The following is a 17,544-nucleotide window of genomic DNA, read 5'->3' on the forward strand; positions in this document are numbered from 1 at the left end:
GTATCGCTCATTATGCGCTCAATTATCACCTTGTCATTGCTGCTTTTTCTGCAACCTTGTTTTGCAGCAATTACTGTGGTGACCGAAAATTTCCCTAATTTCCAATACCTAGATGAAAATGGCGAATTAACTGGCACTGTAGTTGATAAAGTTAAATCAGGTTTAGATAAGAGTGGCGTGGATTATGAGGTGTCAGTAAATTCTTGGTCAATTTCGTATAACGCTGCATTGCGTGATAGCAATACCTGCATCTTTTCTATGGCAAGGCTTCCGGCACGCGAAGATAAGTTTACTTGGGTAGCGAAAATTGGTGGCTTTTCAGCGTCATTCTATTCGTTTAAATCTGAGCAAGTAAAAATAGCGAGTATAGATGAAGCTAAGAAATACCGAATTGCTGTATTAAAAAATAACTATTCACATATTTACTTAAAAGAAAACGGCTTTGATGAACGTAATCAGCTGATCTTACTTGATAGTTTTGACAACATTTATGATGTACTGAAAAGCAGACGCTCAAGTATCGATTTAGTCATCCTCAGCGATGAACAGTTTAAACATGAACGTAATAATGATAGCACCCTTGAAAATTTAAAACCGATATTTAAACTGCCCGTTGGCACACCTCAGTTATACTTTGCCTGCAATAAAAATATCAATCCTGTGACTCTTGAAAAATTAAATAAAGGCTTTGCTATTAACGATTAAAAATAGCACTTGTTGATTGCTACAAAGTGGCTATAATCAGCTGCTTTTTGTCCATTCTCGCCAAACTCTCGCCAGCCTAAACGAGCAAAAAGTTGTTTGCATTCAACACTCTGAATGCGCTTAATTATTAGGAGCTACAATGAGTGATTTACTCATTATCATGATTTTAATTTTGATCAGTGCATTGTTTGCAATGAGCGAAATAGCGATTGCGGCATCTCGTAAGATCAAATTACGAGTGATGGTGGACGAAGGGAACAAAAAAGCCCAAGCAGTGCTTAGCTTGCAAGAGCAACCTGGGGCATTTTTTGCCATGATACAAATTGCCCTGAACGCAATTGCCATTTTAGGTGGTATTGTTGGTGAGCAAGCATTATCTCCTTACATAGAACAAATCTTAGGCATGATTTATCAAGGCCCGTTATTGAGTCAAATCAGCTTTTTGATTTCGTTTTTGAGTATTACCTCTTTGTTTATTTTATTTGCTGACCTATTACCTAAACGGTTAGCCATGATTATGCCAGAGGCGGTTGCGGTAAACGTGGTGTCCATTATGCGCTGGGTGACCTTTGCGCTCACTCCTTTTGTTGTTTTCTTTAATGGTATAACTAATTTGGTTTTACGCGCGTTTAAAGTACCTGCTGAGCGAGAAGATATTGTCACCACAGAAGACATCGTTGCGATGATGGATGCAGGGGCAGAGTACGGCAGCTTACAGCAACAAGAATATGAGCTAATTGGCAATGTATTTGATTTAGAAGCACGTTTTTTATCGAGTGTGATGACTCCTCGCGATCAAATTGTGTATTTTGATGTAAAAGCTGATGCTCAAGAAGTTGCAACCAAAATTATTGAGCACCCTCATAATCACTTTTTAGTGTGTGATGGTAGTTTAGATAAATTAATTGGCTCGGTTGAATCAAAAGATATCCTACGCAAGGTGCTAAAAGGGCAAACCGCTGAAATCGACAATGAATTAATATGCCAAGATATTTTTTATCTGCCAGAAACATTGAGTCTTTCAGAGGCGCTAAATACTTTCAAAAAAGCGGCAGAGCCGTTTGCCGTAGTGGTTAATGAGTACGCGCTAATGGTAGGTATTGTTACTGTTAAAGATTTAATGAAAGGATTTATGGGCGACTTAATTAGCCACCAGGGTGAAGAGTTAATTATTCAACGTGATAATTCATCTTGGCTGGTCGATGGTTTAACACCTGTGGTTGAGCTTGCTAAAGCCCTTGAAATTGAAGAGTTCCCTGAACAGTCTCATTACGAAACAGTCGCAGGGTTTTTGATCTACACCATGAAACGCCTGCCTAAACGCGCCGAGTTTATAAACTATGCTGGCTATAAGTTTGAGGTTGTTGATGTTGAAGGGGTGAAAGTCGAGCAACTACTCGTTACTCGCATTTCGGAACATGTTTAGCATAGTGTTTAAGGCCGCCGATTGCGGCCTTATTCAAAGGCGCCTTTAACAAGTGCTTTGCCTTTGCTTACCATATGAACACCCTTTGACCAGCATTCTGTTGGCGCAAGCGTTGTTTTATTAAGTAACACAAGATCGGCATCTGCATTTTGCTTAATTACACCTTTATTGATACCCAGTATCTGTGCAGGGTTTGATGTAATCGCCATTAAAGCGTGTTCAATCGAAACATTAAATTTTTGCACTGCTTCTACAAACGAGCAATGCAATGTGGACTCTCTACCTACTTCAAGGCCAAGCAGATTAAAGCTTTTGTCAAAAATAGGAAGGCTTGCATGGCCATCTGAGCTCATGGTTAGTTTTGTTGGGTCGACTTTATTCTCTAGGCAGTAAGCTAGTGCGTGTGCGGCAGAGTATTCACCATGAGCAAGGTCATACTCGGTTGTACTTGTAGTAAAATCGATAGTGCCACCGGCTTTACAAAAATCGACCCCAGCATTAAGTAAGTCAATATTGCGATTCATGTGAGTTGGGTAAAATTGTGCCAGCGAAATATCGGTTAGCTTATCAACCTCATGCAATAACGATAAATGTGTATCAACAGGGCCAACATGAATGCTGACAGTGCCTTTTTTACCACTTAACATGCCGGCCACTTTTGCCTCAGCGGCAAGCTCTGCCAGTTGTTGCACTGTGGGTTGGCTGCTACGATGATCCGATATAGCAACTTCTCCTACGCCAATAAACTCATCTATGTACATTAAATCGCTGGTGATAGAGCCTGTCAGTGTTTTCGCAGGTAAATGATATGAGCCCGAATGACAAAAAACGTTGAGCCCAAGCTCTTTCAGCTCTTTTGCTTTAGCAATCAGGTTACTATGAGTTCGGCTACTTGAGTCAGTGCCAAGAGCTGCAATAACGGTTGTTGTACCATGCAGTGTTGCATCAGTAAGGTTCATTTCTGGTGTTCTACTTGCAAAGCCAGCTTCGCCGCCTCCGCCAGTTATATGAACGAGTGAATCTACAAACCCCGGGGCCAAAATACAATGAGTGCCATCAATCGTGGTAATCCCCTGATAGGTATCGATGGTGATTTTAGGCTGTATATCAACTATTTTTGTGCCAGCAATAAGAACATCTTGAATGCCTAAAGGTGAGGGGGCGAAAACGTCTGCGCCTTTGATAAGTGTTAACATAATTAAATCTTTTACTGATAGTTAATAAAGTGTGCGAGAAAAATAAAACCACTGGCAAGGCCGAACAAAGCTAAAGTAAAGCGCCAAATAAAACGTGCCCATTCACTCCAATCTAATTTAACAATACCTAAACAGCCAATGAGACTAGCAGAAGTAGGAATAAAAATATTCGTTAAACCATCACCCAACTGAAATGCCAACACCACAATTTGACGTGAGATATTTAACAAATCACCGAGCGGCGACATTAGCGGCATTGTTATGGCTGCTTGTCCTGAACCTGACGAAACAAAGAAGTTAAACACACTTTGAAATAATAGCATGCCCCAAGCAGCAATATAATCGGGCACAACTGAGATGCTGATGGCACTATAATACAGCAAGGTATTAAGGGTTGAAGGCGACGTTAAATCGCTACCGCCAAGTATTAAAATAACGCCTTTTGCCAAAGCAACCAAAAGCGCTGCAGGTAAGAGCTCTTGGGCACCTTCTTTAAATGCGTTTGCGCTTTGATTGGCAGTTTGTTTTTTGAATAGGCTGGCTATTACAGCGCAAGCAATACCTAGGCAAAAGAATTGCGCTGCTAATTCAGGAATATAATACTGCCGAGCCATCACGCCCCAAATAACCCAAACAATGCCAGCAATAAAAGTAAGTAAGATTAGTTTATCTGCGTTATCTAAATTTATTGCACTGTCTTTGTGTTGGTTAGATTGTTGTTTAGTTGCTCTGATAGAATTGGCATAGCGAATGGTGAATACAAGGCCAAATGAAGTAAAAACAAGCCAAGCAACCATTCTGAACCCTGCGCCAGAAAAAACGGGAATTTCAGCTATAGACTGAGCTATGGCAATGCTAAACGGGTTCATCCATGAGGTGGCAAAGCCAATTTGTGTAGCAACATAGGTTGTTAATACCGTTACTTTTGCGTCATAGCCAAGTTGTTTCATAATCGGGAATAACACAATACAAAAAGCGATGGCTTCTTCACCCATGCCGAAAACCGCACCCCCTAAAGAGAAAAGCACGAATAAGAGAGGAATGAATACCCACTCAATATGTTGTGTTTTATTAATGAGTGCCATTATGCCGTTATTTATTGCACCGGTTTTTAAGATAATCCCAAACGCACCGCCAGTGATTAAAATAAACGCCATCACACCAATCGCTGCGCCATACTTATCACCTGACACTAACCCTTCAAATAAAACATTAGCGAGGCCAATTTCACCACCTTCTGCAAAAAATGCTGGCGGGGTATGATCTGAGGCTATTTGATATTGTGATAATTCAACGCTATGGCTATCTTTTTCGGCATTAAACACACCAGGGGTTATAAATAGGCTGGCAAAATAGGCGATAACGGCGACGCACAACAAAATGATGCTCGCATCTGGCATCGCAAACTGTTTGTTTTTCATAAAGTCACTTAAAGGTCATTCGACGTTTATAAGATAAGCAAGGTATTGTAGCCCTTGCTAAGAAAGATTAATACTGAGAGTCGTCAGTTTAAGATAACGTAAGCTCAAAAGTGTGGGCGACTATTAAGCCGCCCATACCTTGCTAAAAGCGATAGCTCAAACTTAACGTATAGCGACTGCCATAAGCATTATGGTTTATAGAATCAAAACCTCGACTTGAACCATACAGTTTAGGCGGTTCTTTATTGAAGATATTATCGATACGAGCACGGATTGATAATGCATCATTGATAAAATACCCGGCAGATAAATCCCATACTAGCCAGTCATCAACATCGCGTTTTAACTCATCATTAAGCTCGCCAAGTTCTGTTAGTTCATCTATTTCACGGCCACGCAGCCCTTCAATATCATCCTCATAACTACTGGTATAATTGGCACCTAGATTTATGTAATAACTCTCGGCATCCCAATCGATAGAGAATCTGCCTACATTTTCAGGGTAGCGATAAGTGCCGATTAACTTTTCGATTGCATCTGAACCGGGTTTGTTTCGCTCAAACTCTAAATAGTGTGTACCATCGAAAGCGAGTGTTAAGTTGCCTGTTGCAAAAAGAAAACGATGATCGAACTTAAAGTCGATACCCGCTAAGGTTTGTGTGCCGGTATTTTCCAGTGGAATAACATGATCTCTAAATAGCGGCAGGAATAGCTCATCTTCTCGCGGATTAAACTCACTAATATAGTTTGTTAGGATCTCTGAAAGATTAGCGCCATCACTTTCGATATTAAGGCCTGCATTATCGGTTACTTCACACAGCTGTTGCTCGTACGAAATACCTTGTTGGCCTTGTGGTACTAAGCCACAGTGACGAAGAGAAGCATCCGTGATTGCTCTATCTAGCACGGCAGTCATATTGGTATCGATGACTTGCTCATGATCAAAATGCCAATAATCGACAGTGAGATTGGTATTTACAGATGGGCTCCATGCAAAGCCAATACTGAGCGCTTCAGACTCTTCGGCTTTGAGTGCTTGATTACCTAGTTCTAGGCTGTTAACACTGACTTCTGTACCATCGCCCATACAGTATAAATCTGCAACAGCCTGATTTGCTCCGCAATCAAAGCTTGATTGTGTGGTACGTAATTTTACGCCAGCTTGAGTTAATGAAGGTGCCCTAAAAGACGTTGACCAAGAGCTTCTAATGATCAGAGAATCTGAAGGGCGGTAGCTTAAACCTACTTTAGGGTTAAACGTTCCACCAAAGTCATCGTAATGATCGTAACGCCCAGCAACTTGCAGTTCTAGCTGCTCAGTAACTGGCATATTCAACTCTACAAATGCAGCGTACTGCGTACGGTCTGCTTCTGATAAGCTCGAGCCAAAACCAAAAACATCGACTAAATAACCATTTTCAGCACGCGCTTGTGAATCTAAAGAAGGAATATCTTTTAACTCTTCTCGGCGAGCCTCAATACCAAATGCAGCATAAATGGGTAACTCATTAAATGTAAATAAATCGCCATTAAAGTTTAAGTCCCATCCGTAAACTGTACTCTCACCACTTCTACTTGGGTTTGCTTTTGCAAGCTCAAGCACCGTATCATTATTAGCATCACCCTGTAAAAAAGGGTTGTAGAATGGCATTAACTGACCTTGCGCACAATTGAGCTGTGTTCCATCGTATGTAGCAGTTGAACCGTCGGAGCATAATTCACCAGTGATTGCAGCATGAAATTGGTAGCGGTTGTAAATACCATCAATCGCTTCTTGCTCTGACTTAGAACGAGAAAATGTTACACCTGACTCCCAACTCCAGTCCCCAATGTAACCAGCTAGGCTACTGACTAAGCGAAAGTTTTTAGTTTCAACTTCAACAGTTCGTGGTGAATTAAAACGTGCATCAAATGCAAAGCCATACACTTCTCGACCCGCTTGAGTGGTAAATGGATCAATATAAAGCTGGTCCATTAAGTCGTTACTGCCATCAGCGTTATCATAAATGAATAGCGCATCCTCTAAGATATACGGACCATCATCGTCGTTTATTTGATTGATTGGTGCAGGTGATGAATAGGCTTTTGATTTAGTTTGGCTATAGAAGAAATCGGTATGCCAATCTAAATCACCTAAGGTGCTGTTAAACATAAAGCCAGTTGAAAGGCTTTCAAATGGGGTTTCTAGGTAATCATCTTGGTTTGCATAGTAAGCACAAATTTGCTCACCATACTCAGTCGTGACAAGCTCTGTTTTACAGTTTGGCGCTGGTAGTTCATTGCCATCTCGGCTGCTGTAATAATAAATGTTTGGTGAGTTCTCAAGTTTCGGTAAATATGAGTAACCATTCACTAGATTAGGTGTTGCGGTATAACTTCTGTCTGTCGCTTTAAAGGCATTGCGGTCGTAAATATCAGCAAATACCGTTAAGTTACTTTCACCGATATTGGTTCCGTAGACTAAGTTAAGTTGCTTCTTAGCTTCGTCATGACTGTCAAAACTATTGGTGTAAGAAGTATTTACTTCAGCTCCTTGATAGTCATCTTTGAGAATATAGTTAATAACACCAGCGACAGCATCAGCCCCATAAATTGCTGATGCGCCAGTGGCTAAAATATCAATGCGCTCGATTGCAGCAAGTGGAATTGAGTTCACATCGACAAAGTTTTCAGTGCCTGCTGCGAACGAGCTTGGTGCAACACGGCGGCCATTAATCAGCGTTAATGTTGCAGAAGGACCCATACCTCTTAAGCTTGCAGCGGATTGACCCGCTGGCGTTGAGGTTGATGTACCACCACTTTCAGATGTTGAAAAGGTACCGGATCCGCCTTTAAAAACGGATAAATCTTTTAATAATTCATGAATAGTGTTCGCTCCTGAGCGCTTGATTGCATCTTGGTCAAGCACTGTAAGCGGGATGGTTCCTTCTAAATCAACCCCTTTAATTCGTGATCCTGTTACTTCTACTCGTTCAATTTTTTCTGATTGTTGGTCGTTTTGAGCATACACAGCTTGTACTGGGCACAGCACAGCACTGATTGCTACAGCAATTGATAACTGACGAAACATATTGATTTACCTTTGTCTTAAAAAACACACGGCAAAACCGTGACGTTTTGAATAATTGTTATAATTTTTTAGACAGGGCAGTGGGTTATAGACACAACTAGCCCCTCACAGGAAGTGAGGTGTGGCTACTCGTCAAACCACTCCGAAAGGTAGTGTGGAGAGTAGAAATATGTGCAAAGCGATAATGCGTTTTTCAACATAATTCCAATCCGTAAGGTCTTTTGACAAAGCTAGCGATACAGTGCTAGCTTACTCGCGTTTTTAAATGTTCCTTTTTTTTATAGCAAGCAACAAAAAGCTGCGCAAGCAATTTTCTAATATTTTTTTACAAGAGTGTAACAATATGAACATCCTTAAGGAGCAAAAGACTAAATATCAAACTTCAGCTTTTTCTTTGGTATTTGGTTTGTTTTTCGCATCATTTGGCAGCAAAGTCTATGCAAATGATCAACAGCAAACGCTGGTCTTAGTCGGCGGATCTTTGACCACCTGCTCAAGTATGAGCCCTAAAAACTGTCTTTCGAGTAAACAGATTAGTGGTAAACAGAATAATCAATTTCGATTAAATAATGATGCTTTATCTGCAATAAAGACAAATTGGCCAACCAGGAATAAAAAAAATCGTCAGCAAACGCTTAAGGTATTAGCACAGATTGCACGTGAAAAGTCAGGTGTGATCACTAAAAGTGATATTTTATGGGCATGGCGTGATTTAGATAACAAGTTACTAAACGAACTCACAGATTCCGAATACAACTTTGTCATAGACTCACTTGAAGTTGCTGTAATAAATACAGATTCTACCCGTCAAAAAGAGCAGGTTAGTACAAGCGATAATAACGAACGTGCAGCCAATGATATTTTAGACTTTGTTGCTGCCTCATTAAAAACAACCACCGAATCACCAACAATTTTAGCGGTTACGGCTTCAAGCAGAGACCCATATGAATCAGCTGACTTTTATGAAGGGTTATTAAACTTTAAGGGTGTTGAATCAAGCTGGTTACCTCTAACCCCCGCCTTAGCAAAAGCGATTACCAGTGAGCAATGTGAGAGTTTGGATTCTTTACGCACTGACTCTATGGGCGTTTTTAATCGTGAGACAATTTACCCTGATCGAATTAAGGCCGAAAAAGCGCTTTGTGATAAAGGGGTCGATCATTTAGTTAAACTGATTGAAAACGCGACGGGTATTATGTTTAACGGTGGCGATCAGAGTTTAACCAGAAAAGTACTGTTTGATGATAACGGTAAGCAATATCCTTGGACTCACGCAATTTTACAAAGACCATTACTTGTTGGCACAAGCGCAGGTACAGCGGTGCAAAGTGGTGGTAAAAATGCCTACGGCATAGTGCCGATGATTTCCAATGGTACAAGTTTAGCGGCAATGAGAGAAGGCTCGTTTGCGGTGTCTGCGCCGAGTGAGCGCTGTGAAAATGAATGCGGTGATAAGATTTCGGCTGATAGTCTTACCTATGAAAAACAAGGTGGGCTTGGCAGTTTTACTTATGGTGTCCTTGATACACACTTTAGCGAGCGCAACAGAACAATGCGTTTGGCAAGATTACTGGCAGATACCGGGCAACAGCATGGCTTTGGTATCGATGAGACCACCGCCCTTGTATCAATTCGAGCTGGTGAAACAGCACTAATGACGGTGATTGGTAAAAGTGGTGTCGTGCATGTTAAATCTGACGCTAAAAACAACGGAGCAATCAGTTATTGGCCTGCTGGTGCAGTTATTGATGTAACAAAGGATGGTTTTACTCTAGCTAAACGAACTGTTGATAATGCACTCCCTAGTATTAAAATTCCGCCACTGCCGATGCAGCGTTTTGGCACTATTTTTTCAGATGCTAAATTACGTTCGCTTGTACAAGCTATGTGCTTAACACAAGAGCAACAAGCAGTCGCTCAGCATGATGAGTTTTTATTAGATTTAAATGCCACAGACAATACTCATTATTACCGTGTAAATACGAGTAGTACAGGCTGTGCGGTAGAAAACCTAGCCTTTAAAGTTAAGACATTTTAACGATGTAAGGTACTGAAAAAGTAGTGGATTATTTGTTCATTATTAGTTAGCGTAAGGCTAATAATGAACAAACCATGGAATGGGGTTATGAAATATAACGTACTACTTTTATTTATTTTTGGCTGTTTATTTGCCTATTTATCTATACCAGTCATAGGTTATGGTTCGGCTATTGCGATTCCAACCGAAGTACTTTCAGCCCTTTATGACTTGTCACCTAACTTTGCTTTATCAATGGTTGATATCGTGACTTTAGGCCTTCCTTTGTTAGCGTTACTTTTAGTATTTTTACTCATTAGTAAGTCTCTGTACCTTAAAGATAAAGCGTATTCATACTTTATATTGCTGACACCATTTTTAGCGCTGCATTTATATTTTGCTGTTAACACCTTTTCTGCAAATATTGATAACACCACTTTACTGACTAGTCTGCCTAAGTATGTATTACTAGTGCTATTTGTTGCGCTTTTTTCTACGCATAAAAAACCAAGTTTTAGTTGATGTAAGTCATACGCGAAACTTCAACTTATAAGCTAATCTGTAATTAATCAGTGAACGAAGTTGGTAACACAATGAAAAAATTACTGCTATTAACAAGTGGGGGTGATTGCCCTGGGCTCAATGGGGTGATCAGAGCGGTGGTTAAAGCAGCCGAACATGATGGCAATTGGCAGGTGTATGGTAGCCGAAGAGCATATTGTGGTGTGCTTGAAAAGCCAAATGATATTATACACTTAACCAGTGAAGTTGTGGCGGGTATTCATGTTCGTGGTGGAACAATTCTCGAAACTGTTAATAAAGGGAATCCTACCGCATTTCCTGCTGAAATAGCGGGTGAACAAGTGTTTATTGACCGCTCTGATGAGTTAATCAGTATTATTAAGCAACTTGGTTTTGATGCCGTTATAAATATTGGTGGTGATGGTTCACATAGGGTATCTCAGCATTTATTTGAGCATGGCTTAAATATCGTTGGGGTACCAAAAACTATTGATAATGATTTATATGGCACTGATTACACAATTGGTTTTCAGACTGCTGTCGACACCGCCACCGAAGCCATTGATCGTTTAATACCAACAGCGCAAAGTCATAACCGAGTGATTGTGACTGAAGTAATGGGGCGCGATGCCGGTTGGATTTGTTTGCATTCAGCCATTGCAGCTGGCGCAGAAGTCGCACTTATTCCAGAAATTCCTTACGATATTGAAGCGATTAAAGCCAAACTAACATCACGTTTTGATAAAGGTCACGGATTTGCCAACATTGTCATTTCAGAAGGAGCAAAACCTGTTGCTGGTGGTGTTGTTAGTAAACAATCAAATGAACTTGGTTACGAAAACCCAATGCTTGGTGGCATTGCTGAGCAGCTTGCTTCACAAATACGTGTGGCGCTTGATCTTGATGTAAGAGTAACCGTATTAGGGCATATTCAACGTGGAGGCACACCTAATGCGTTTGATAGGGTGCTTGCAGCAGAGTTTGGGGTGCAAGCATTCGAGCTAGTAAAGAAAGGCCAGTTTGGTTTTATTCCTGTCAGTAAAGACGGTGAAATTAAACCAATCAGTTTAAAAGAAGCTACTTCTGAATATCGCGTCATCCCTCTAGAACATTCTTTAATAGCAAGTGCCCGCGCAATGGGCATGTGTTTAGGCGAATAATCTGCGAATTGATATAACTTCAATTCGCATAACTAATAGTTTTAAAACAACTTTCTCAGTTACATTCGTAATAATTCAATTAGCAATTTATTTATTGCACAAAATTCATGCGTTAAAGCAAGCATTTTATTTAATGTAAAGTTCTTTAAAGATGGTTGATCTGTGCCTTTTTTAGTTTAGAATGATCGTTCACTCTAAACTAAGGAACTACACATGCAGCGCTCTCGCATTCCATTTTTTGCAGTGTCAGCTTTGGCTGGTGCTGTTTTATTATCAGGCTGCGGCCAATCAGAATCGGCTCAAGGGCAAACGCAGGCAGCTCAAGCTGTTCCTGTTGGCGTTATTGAGATGCAAAGCAAACCACTTACGCTAACTAAAGAATTACCGGGTCGTGTGGCTGCTTCACGTATCGCGCAAATTCGTCCGCAGGTTAACGGTATTATTCAATCTCGTATGTTTGTTGAAGGTGCTGAGGTTGAAAAAGGCCAAGCTTTATATCAGATTGACCCATCTACATTTGAAGCTGAAGTAGCGACTAGTAAAGCCGCTATTACTAAAGCTCAAGCAAGTATTGCAAATGCCAAAGCAAAAGCAGAACGCTATAAAGAGCTATTAAGTATCAAAGCAGTAAGCCAACAAGATTACGACGAAGCTGATGCAGCATACAAAGGTGCAAAAGCAGACTTACTAACGGCTCAAGCACAGCTTAAAACCGCTGAAATCAATTTAAACTACAGCAAAGTGTTAGCGCCAATTAGTGGTCAAATTGGTAAATCAGATGTCACTGCCGGTGCCCTTGTGAGTGCTAATCAAGCAACAGCATTAGCAACCATTACTCAATTAGACCCAATCTATGTTGATTTAACCCAGTCAAGCAGTGAACTAACACGTTTGAAAAAAGCCATTGCTGCGGGTGATCTTGATAAAGATGCCGCTTTACATTCAAAAGTTGAATTAAAGATGGAAGACGGCAGTACTTATCAACATAAAGGTACATTGCAATTCTCTGAAGTGACTGTTGATCCAAGCACAGGTTCAGTAACCTTACGTGCTGAATTTCCTAACCCAGAAAAATTACTACTACCAGGTATGTATGTTCGTGCAGTGATTGTTGAAGGTGTGAAAAGTGATGCGATTTTAGCACCGCAACGTGGCGTAAGCAGAAACACAAAAGGTGAGCCTACTGCCATGGTAGTAAGCAAAGACAATACCGTAGAAGCACGTGTGCTTAAAACTGATCGTACTGTTGGTTCAAACTGGTTAGTGACAGACGGCCTTAACAGTGGCGATAAGTTAATTGTTGAAGGTTTACAGAAAATCCGCCCAGGTGCACCAGTCAATGCAATGCCTGCAGAATCAGCAGCTCACAGCCAGTAACGGAGAAACTTAATGTCACGATTTTTTATTGATCGGCCCATATTTGCTTGGGTGCTTGCTATCGTTGTTATGCTGGCAGGTATCTTAGCAATTAGAAGTTTGCCGGTTGCGCAGTATCCATCAATTGCACCACCTGCAATTAGTATTCAAGCCACATACCCTGGTGCGTCGGCCCGTACTCTAGAAGATACGGTTACACAGGTTATTGAACAAAAAATGAAAGGGCTAGATGGCTTGCTCTACATGTCGTCAACCTCAGAGTCTAACGGCTCAGCGACGTTAACCTTAACCTTTAGTGCAGATACAGACCCTGATATTGCACAGGTTCAAGTACAAAACAAATTGTCGCTTGCAACACCGTTATTACCAGAAGAAGTACAACGTCAAGGTGTGTCGGTTGCAAAATCTGCTCGTAACTTCTTAATGGTTGTAGGCTTTGTATCTGAAGACGGCAGTATGAACAACATCGATATCGGTGATTATGTTTCATCAAACGTGCTTGATATTATTTCTCGTGTAAACGGTGTAGGTGAAGTGCAGCTGTTTGGCTCTCAATATGCAATGCGTATTTGGTTAGACCCAGCTAAATTACTGAAGTACTCATTAACTCCTGCTGATATTAGTGCTGCAATCAGTGCTCAAAATGCGCAAGTTTCAGCAGGTCAATTAGGTGCGTTGCCAGCAGTAAGTGGCCAACAATTAAATGCAACGGTAACTGCACAAAGCCGCTTACAAACACCTGAGCAATTTAGAAATATCTTTGTAAAAACCAATGCTGATGGTTCAGTTGTTCGTTTAAGTGATGTTGCTGATGTTGAATTAGGTGGTGAAAACTACGGTGTTGTTGCGCGTTTTAACGGCAAACCGGCATCAGGTTTAGGTGTTAAGCTTGCCAGTGGTGCTAATGCACTTGATACAGCTGATGGCGTAAAAGCGGCCCTTGCTGAACTTGAGCCTTTCTTCCCTGAAGGTTTAACAACGGTTGTTCCTTACGATACGACACCATTCGTATCACTTTCGATTGAAAAAGTTGTCAGCACTCTAATCGAAGCTGTTGTGCTGGTGTTCTTGGTAATGTACTTATTCTTACAGAACTTCAGAGCAACACTTATTCCGACTATTGCAGTACCTGTTGTATTGCTAGGTACGTTTGCTATCTTGCAAGTGTTTGGCTTCTCAATTAATACCTTAACCATGTTTGCGATGGTACTTGCCATCGGTCTACTTGTAGATGATGCAATCGTCGTGGTTGAAAACGTTGAACGTGTAATGACCGAAGAGAACTTATCTCCTCTTGAGGCAACACGTAAATCAATGGATGAAATCAAAGGTGCCCTTGTTGGTATTGCGATGGTGCTTTCGGCAGTATTTGTGCCTATGGCGTTCTTCCCAGGCTCAACAGGGGTTATTTATCGCCAGTTCTCAATTACCTTGGTAACTGCGATGAGTTTATCAGTGCTTGTTGCATTGATTTTAACGCCAGCTTTATGTGCGACAATGCTAAAACCAAGTCATGTACATAACGATAAGTCTTTATTTGGTCGTTTCTTCCTTGGCTTTAACCGTGGTTTTGACAGAACGAACTCGGGTACACAAGGTTTTGTTTCTCGCATGATCAAGCACAGTAAACGCTATTTACTTATTTACGGTTTAATCGTGGGTGGCATGGTGTTTATTTTCTCACAATTACCATCGGCATTCTTACCAGATGAAGACCAAGGTATTTTGTTTAACCAAGTAAGCTTACCTGCAGGTGCAACAACAGAGCAAACTTTAAAAGTTGTTGAAAAGATGGAACATCACTTCTTAGAAGAACAATCAGAAGCGGTTAAGTCTATCTTTACGGTAACAGGATTCAGCTTTGCAGGTTCTGGTCAAAACGCGGCAATCGGCTTTGTGGGTTTAAAACACTGGGATGAACGTCAGCGTCCTGATCTAACCGTCGGTGCGGTTGCGGGTAAAGCCATGGGATACTTCTCAACGATTAAAGAAGCGTTCGTATTTGCTTTCCCACCTCCTGCGGTTGTTGAGCTTGGTACTGCAAACGGTTTCACCTTGTTCTTACAAGATAGGGTTGGTCTAGGTCACGAAAAACTACTTGAAGCACGTAACATGTTTTTAGGTATGGCTGCACAAAACCCTGTGTTATCAGGTGTGCGTCCGAATGGTCAAGAAGATAAACCTGAGCTAGAGCTTGATATTGATTTGGCAAAAGCCGAAGCATTAGGTCTTACTCAAGCAGATATCAATAATACGTTATCAACGGCTTGGGGTAGTAGCTATGTAAATGACTTTATTGACCGTGGTCGTGTGAAAAAAGTGTACTTACAAGGTACGCCTGAATCACGCATGGTGCCAGAAGACTTAGATGAGTGGTATGTCCGTAACGCCAATGGTGACATGGTGCCATTTACTGCCTTTGCTCATTCTTATTGGACATATGGCTCACCACGTCTTGAGCGTTATAACGGCTTTTCAGCGATGGAAATCCAAGGTGCGGCTGCACCGGGCTACAGTACTGGTCAAGCGATGGCTGAAGTTGAGAAAATGGTTAAGAAATTACCACCGGGCGTATCGTTCGAATGGACAGGAATTTCATATGAAGAACGTTTAAGTGGTGGTCAAGCGCCATTACTTTATGCACTTTCATTGTTGGTGGTATTCCTATGTTTAGCGGCGTTATATGAAAGCTGGTCAGTTCCTGCTGCAGTTATGCTAATTGTACCGCTTGGTGTATTTGGTGCGTCGATTGCGTCATTTGTATTTAATTTATCAAACGATATTTATCTCCAAGTGGGTCTATTAACCACCATAGGTCTGGCATCAAAAAATGCCATCTTAATTGTAGAGTTTGCTATTCATAAAATGGATGAAGGTATGAAACTTGTCGATGCCGCGGTAGCAGCTATTCGTCTACGTTTACGTCCAATCTTTATGACATCAATGGCATTTGTGTGTGGTGTACTACCACTAGCAATTGCATCAAGTGCAGGCTCAGGTGCACAAAACGCACTAGGTATTGCTGTTATTGGCGGTACTCTTGCGTCATCGACCATTGTAGTAATCTTTGTGCCGCTGTTCTTTGTACTGGTGCGCAGAGTATTCCCAGGCAAAACAAAATCAACTAATGAGGAGCAGGCATAATGAAAGCTAAACTTATCTCAGTGTCTGTTGCTGCACTTATGTTATCTGCCTGTAATATGGCGCCAGATATGGAGCAACGTGAATTACCCGTTGCTCAAAACTATGATATCCAAGGTACAGCGGGCGATATCAATGCGCTCAATTGGCAGTCATTTTTCAGTAATGCGCAACTTCAACAGTTGATTGCGCTAACGCTGGAAAACAACAAAGATATTAAAACTGCTGCACTGAATGTGCAGCAGGTTAGAGCAATGTACCAGATTGAAGATTCAGCGCTTTACCCAAGCATTGATTTCAATGCATCGGGTACTCGTCAGCGTCTTCCGGCAGATTTATCTGGTACTGGTCAAGCAACTATCTCTGAAAACTATTCAGCAACTGTAGGCCTAACCGCTTACGAGATTGATCTTTGGGGCAAAGTACGTAACCAATCAGAGCAAGCATTACAAAACCTATATTCGGCTGAATACAGTTTGACTAGTGTGCGCATTAGTTTGATCTCCGAATTAGTGAATGCATGGCTTAACTATGCGACGGATAAAGAGCTATTGGCTTTAGCAAACGAGACGTTGAAGTCTCAGCAGCAGTCTTTAGAGCTAACCCGTAAAACATTTGCACTAGGTGCTGCTTCTCAGTTAACGCTATCGCAACTTGAAAGTACAGTAGCAACCGCTAAGGTCGATATTGCAAACTATCAGCGTTTACTTAAGCGCGATAAAAATGCCCTCGATTTTCTAGTGGGTAAAACCGTAACTGCAGATTTATTACCAAGTGAAAGTATAGATGATGTACTTAGTTTGCCTGATGTGCCAGTAGGGTTACCGTCTGAGCTCTTGACTCAGCGACCTGATATCAAAGCTGCAGAGCATGATTTATTGGCTGCCAATGCAAATATTGGTGTGGCAAAAGCGGCATTTTATCCAAGCATCAGTTTAACCGCGAATGCGGGGACAGCTTCAGCTGACTTGAGTAATCTTTTTGATTCAGGTTCTGGGACTTGGAGCTTTGTGCCTTCGGTAAACTTGCCTATTTTTAACATGGGTCGTAATCAAGCTAATCTCGATGTTGCAAAAGCTCAGCAAGAAATAGCTATAACCAGTTACGAGCAAACCATTCAACAGGCATTTAAAGAAGTATCTGATGCCCTTGCTGACCGTGAAGGTTATATGCATCAGCTAGATGCCCTGAATGACTTGTATCAAAGTAATGAGCTATCTTTTACTTTATCGGATGCACGTTTTCAAAAAGGCGCCGACAGCTACTTGCAAGTATTGGATGCACAACGAAATTGGTACAGTGCAGGACAACGGTTAATTTTGGGTAAGCAAGCGTATCTGGCGAGCCAAATTAATTTGTATAAAGCACTAGGTGGCGGCTGGAACGCACAAAAAACTGTGCAATAAATCAGCGAAAGCATAATTTATTTAAGGTTTTGCAGGTTCTTAGTTGTTTTGACTCTCCTCAAAGATTAAGATCCTGTAAACCTTGTTTAAATTAAAGTTAACC

General features: G+C 41.2%; 11 protein-coding genes. 8 read left to right on the plus strand and 3 right to left on the minus strand.

The window, feature by feature from the left end:
• The coding region (locus AOG26_RS13905; RefSeq protein ID WP_082401679.1) for a substrate-binding periplasmic protein at positions 1-705 on the plus strand (705 nt) is incomplete at its 5' end.
• A gap of 139 nt (positions 706-844) precedes the next feature.
• Positions 845-2,131, plus strand: coding sequence for a hemolysin family protein (locus AOG26_RS13910; RefSeq protein ID WP_054563043.1), 1,287 nt, complete (start codon positions 845-847; stop codon positions 2,129-2,131).
• Between the two features lie 29 nt (positions 2,132-2,160).
• On the opposite strand, the gene iadA is transcribed toward AOG26_RS13910, so the two are convergent.
• From iadA to AOG26_RS13925, 3 genes are all read right to left on the minus strand, one after another.
• The gene (gene iadA / locus AOG26_RS13915) at positions 2,161-3,327 is read right to left on the minus strand and encodes a beta-aspartyl-peptidase (protein ID WP_054563044.1); all 1,167 of its coding nucleotides are present in this window, start codon (positions 3,325-3,327) and stop codon (positions 2,161-2,163) included.
• 11 nt (positions 3,328-3,338) lie between these two features.
• Positions 3,339-4,748: a putative basic amino acid antiporter YfcC gene (gene yfcC / locus AOG26_RS13920; RefSeq protein ID WP_054563045.1), complete on the minus strand. Its 1,410-nt coding sequence runs from the start codon at positions 4,746-4,748 to the stop codon at positions 3,339-3,341.
• Positions 4,749-4,890: 142 nt separating this feature from the next.
• The gene (locus tag AOG26_RS13925) at positions 4,891-7,818 is read right to left on the minus strand and encodes a TonB-dependent receptor domain-containing protein (protein ID WP_054563046.1); all 2,928 of its coding nucleotides are present in this window, start codon (positions 7,816-7,818) and stop codon (positions 4,891-4,893) included.
• Positions 7,819-8,161: 343 nt separating this feature from the next.
• Between AOG26_RS13925 and AOG26_RS13930 the strand changes: the two genes are divergently transcribed.
• The 6 genes from AOG26_RS13930 (at position 8,162) to AOG26_RS13955 (ending at position 17,441) form a co-directional block, all read left to right on the plus strand.
• Positions 8,162-9,856 carry a cyanophycinase gene (locus tag AOG26_RS13930; protein ID WP_152966970.1) on the plus strand — a complete coding sequence of 565 codons (1,695 nt, stop codon included), beginning with the start codon at positions 8,162-8,164 and terminating at the stop codon, positions 9,854-9,856.
• A gap of 87 nt (positions 9,857-9,943) precedes the next feature.
• Positions 9,944-10,357, plus strand: coding sequence for a hypothetical protein (locus AOG26_RS13935; RefSeq protein WP_054563048.1), 414 nt, complete (start codon positions 9,944-9,946; stop codon positions 10,355-10,357).
• Positions 10,358-10,428: 71 nt separating this feature from the next.
• Positions 10,429-11,517, plus strand: coding sequence for a 6-phosphofructokinase (locus tag AOG26_RS13940; protein WP_054563049.1), 1,089 nt, complete (start codon positions 10,429-10,431; stop codon positions 11,515-11,517).
• Positions 11,518-11,730: 213 nt separating this feature from the next.
• A complete protein-coding gene (locus tag AOG26_RS13945) occupies positions 11,731-12,894 on the plus strand; it encodes an efflux RND transporter periplasmic adaptor subunit (RefSeq protein WP_054563050.1) in 1,164 nt (387 codons plus the stop codon).
• Positions 12,895-12,906: 12 nt separating this feature from the next.
• A complete protein-coding gene (locus tag AOG26_RS13950; protein ID WP_054563051.1) occupies positions 12,907-16,038 on the plus strand; it encodes an efflux RND transporter permease subunit in 3,132 nt (1,043 codons plus the stop codon).
• Complete coding sequence (locus AOG26_RS13955; RefSeq protein WP_054563052.1) at positions 16,038-17,441, plus strand: efflux transporter outer membrane subunit; 1,404 nt, start codon at positions 16,038-16,040, stop codon at positions 17,439-17,441. The genes AOG26_RS13950 and AOG26_RS13955 overlap by 1 nt, the downstream gene beginning before the upstream one ends.
• The last annotated feature ends 103 nt before the right edge of the window (positions 17,442-17,544 follow it).

Source organism: Pseudoalteromonas sp. UCD-33C, assembly GCF_001306895.1.
Classification (GTDB): domain Bacteria; phylum Pseudomonadota; class Gammaproteobacteria; order Enterobacterales; family Alteromonadaceae; genus Pseudoalteromonas.

What these genes read in the sequence shown, in the direction of transcription:
- AOG26_RS13910 (WP_054563043.1), top strand. Translation starts at nt 845, where the DNA reads ATGAGTGATTTACTCATTATCATGATTTTAATTTTGATCAGTGCATTG.
- iadA (WP_054563044.1), bottom strand. Translation starts at nt 3,327, where the DNA reads ATGTTAACACTTATCAAAGGCGCAGACGTTTTCGCCCCCTCACCTTTA.
- yfcC (WP_054563045.1), bottom strand. Translation starts at nt 4,748, where the DNA reads ATGAAAAACAAACAGTTTGCGATGCCAGATGCGAGCATCATTTTGTTG.
- AOG26_RS13925 (WP_054563046.1), bottom strand. Translation starts at nt 7,818, where the DNA reads ATGTTTCGTCAGTTATCAATTGCTGTAGCAATCAGTGCTGTGCTGTGC.
- AOG26_RS13930 (WP_152966970.1), top strand. Translation starts at nt 8,162, where the DNA reads ATGAACATCCTTAAGGAGCAAAAGACTAAATATCAAACTTCAGCTTTT.
- AOG26_RS13935 (WP_054563048.1), top strand. Translation starts at nt 9,944, where the DNA reads ATGAAATATAACGTACTACTTTTATTTATTTTTGGCTGTTTATTTGCC.
- AOG26_RS13940 (WP_054563049.1), top strand. Translation starts at nt 10,429, where the DNA reads ATGAAAAAATTACTGCTATTAACAAGTGGGGGTGATTGCCCTGGGCTC.
- AOG26_RS13945 (WP_054563050.1), top strand. Translation starts at nt 11,731, where the DNA reads ATGCAGCGCTCTCGCATTCCATTTTTTGCAGTGTCAGCTTTGGCTGGT.
- AOG26_RS13950 (WP_054563051.1), top strand. Translation starts at nt 12,907, where the DNA reads ATGTCACGATTTTTTATTGATCGGCCCATATTTGCTTGGGTGCTTGCT.
- AOG26_RS13955 (WP_054563052.1), top strand. Translation starts at nt 16,038, where the DNA reads ATGAAAGCTAAACTTATCTCAGTGTCTGTTGCTGCACTTATGTTATCT.